The sequence below is a fragment of the Rhizobium sp. 01L410 genome, from assembly GCF_056400165.1.
Map to the genome: position 1 here is coordinate 1 of NZ_JBFTST010000027.1, position 2489 is coordinate 2489.

Consider the following 2489-nt stretch of genomic DNA (forward strand, 5'->3'; position numbering starts at 1 on the left):
TGTTGGTTTCCATGCGGAACTGAGCCGGTTTTTCCACCGAGAAGTGAGCCACCTCTCAGTATGGTTTTCTGATCAGGGTTTGGTCAAGGGATTGGCCTTTTCTCCTCTCTTCTGTGCTGCTGCGGCCGAGCTGGCCTTGAAGCGAAAGCTGTCATTTCCGGTTTCGAGGATATGGCAACGGTGGGTCAGGCGATCGAGCAGAGCGGTGGTCATCTTGGCGTCACCGAAGACCGTGGCCCATTCGCTAAAGCTGAGGTTGGTGGTGATGATGACGCTGGTGCGCTCGTAGAGCTTGCTCAGCAGGTGGAAGAGCAGCGCTCCGCCGGAAGCACTGAACGGAAGGTATCCGAGCTCATCGAGGATCAGCAGATCGAGACGGACCAGCGTCTCGGCGATCTGGCCTGCCTTGCTTTTGGCCTTCTCCTGCTCGAGAGCGTTGACCAGTTCGATGGTCGAGAAGAAGCGAACTTTTCGGCGGTGGTGCTCGATCGCCTGGACGCCGATAGCGGTCGCGACGTGTGTTTTGCCTGTGCCCGGTCCACCGACGAGGACAATGTTGTGCGCTCCGTCCATGAACTCGCATCGATGCAGTTGGCGCACCGTCGCTTCGTTGATCTCGCTGGCGGCGAAGTCGTATCCAGAGATGTCCTTGTAGGCGGGGAAGCGCGCAGCCTTCATGTGATAGGCGATCGAGCGAACCTCACGTTCGGCCATTTCGGCTTTCAACAACTGGGACAGGATCGGCACGGCCGCATCGAAGGCTGGGGCTCCTTGCTCGATCAGGTCCGTGACCGCTTGGGCCATGCCATACATCTTCAGGCTACGCAGCATGATGACGACGGCGGCGCTGGCAGGATCATGACGCATTGCGGCCTCCTGCTATCCGGACGCGCAGGCCATCGTAGCGTTCGACGTTGGCCTTGGGTTCGCGCAGCAAGGTCAGCGCCTGTGGTGTGTCGATATCGGGACCATCAGTGGTTTTGCCGTCGATCAGTCGATGCAGTAGGTTCAGCACATGCGTTTTGGATGCCACGCCCGCATCCAGGGCCAGTTCCACAGCGCGAAGGACGACCTGTTCGTCATGATGAAGGACGAGAGCAAGGATATCGGCCATCTCACGATCACCGCCGGGGCGGCGAAGCATCTGGTCCTGCAACCGCCGAAAGGCTAACGGTAATTCCAGGAAGGGCGCACCATTGCGCAAGGCACCGGGCTTGCGTTGGATGACCGCAAGGTAATGCCGCCAGTCGTAAGTTGTTCGTGGCGGTTTGTCGTGGCTGCGTTCTATGATCCGCTGATGTTCGCAGAGGATATTACCCTCGGCCACCACGACCAGTCGCTCCGGATAAATCCGTAGGCTGACGGGCCGGTTCGCAAATGATGCAGGCACGCTGTAGCGATTCCGTTCGAAGGTGATCAGGCATGTCGGTGAGACCCGCTTGCTCTGTTCGACGAAGCCATCGAAGGCGGCAGGGAGTGCCATCAATGTCGGCTGTTCTGCGGACCAGACGTCTGCGATCGTGCCGGGCAAGGTGCCGTGCGCTATGTCGCGCCACAGATCCTGGCAATGCTGTTCCAGCCAGGCATTCAACGCCGCCAGATCTGGAAAGTCCGGCATCTGTTGCCAAAGTCGCGGTCGGGCATCCTGAACATTCTTCTCGACTTGACCCTTCTCCCAACCTGCGGCGGGATTGCAAAACTCAGGCGCAAAGACGTAGTGGTTCGTCATAGCAAGGAAACGGATATTGACCTGCCGTTCTTTGCCACGACCGACACGATCAACCGCGGTCTTCATGTTGTCGTAAATGCCGCGACCAGGTACGCCGCCAAACACGCGGAACCCGTGCCAGTGGGCGTCGAAGAGCATCTCGTGCGTTTGCAGCAGGTAGGCTCTGACCAGAAACGCCCGACTGTGCGATAGCTTGATGTGTGCGACCTGAAGCTTCGTACGCTCGCCGCCGATCACGGCATAATCTTCACTCCAATCGAATTGGAATGCTTCGCCAGGCCGGAAAGACAGCGGAACGAATATGCCGCGGCCAGCCGTCTGCTGCTCAACCCGCCACTCACGGGCGAACGCGGCGACCCGCCCATAGGAGCCGGTAAAGCCGAGAACCACCAGATCGGCATGAAGCTGCTTCAGCGTTCGGCGCTGTTTGCGCGATCGCCCGGCCTCGGTCTTCAGCCAGCCGGCGAGTTTATCGGCAAAAGGATCAAGCTTGCTCGGCCGTTCCGGTACCGTGAACGTCGGCTCGATCGTACCAGCGCTCAAATACTTCGCGATCGTGTTGCGTGACAGCCCGGTGCGCCGGCTGATCTCGCGGATCGACTGCTTCTCGCGCAACGCCATCCGGCGGATGATGTTTAAAAGTCCCATGTGGATCACTCCGTTGCCCCCGCCGCTCGCCGCATTGGGGGAAGGTTCACATGGCTCAATTCTCAATGGAAATTATGCGCCTAACCGGCTCAGTTCTGCGTGGAAACCAACA

The 2489-nt window shown here is 59.2% G+C and carries 2 protein-coding genes; both read right to left on the minus strand.

Translation table 11 applies throughout. The features are described 5' to 3' along the window. Window positions 1-72: 72 nt before the first annotated feature. Window positions 73-867 (minus strand): IS21-like element helper ATPase IstB, encoded by a 795-nt coding sequence (istB, locus tag AC1DV9_RS29070; RefSeq protein ID WP_112386620.1) that lies wholly within the window; start codon window positions 865-867, stop codon window positions 73-75. Further along, window positions 857-2377, minus strand: a complete 1521-nt coding sequence (istA, locus tag AC1DV9_RS29075) for an IS21 family transposase (protein ID WP_112386619.1) — start codon at window positions 2375-2377, stop codon at window positions 857-859. Before istA ends, istB begins: the two co-directional genes overlap by 11 nt. Between the last annotated feature and the right edge of the window lie 112 nt (window positions 2378-2489).

Bases quoted from the DNA above. Each gene is read 5' to 3' on its own strand.
- istB (WP_112386620.1), bottom strand. From the start codon at position 867: ATGCGTCATGATCCTGCCAGCGCCGCCGTCGTCATCATGCTGCGTAGC.
- istA (WP_112386619.1), bottom strand. From the start codon at position 2,377: ATGGGACTTTTAAACATCATCCGCCGGATGGCGTTGCGCGAGAAGCAG.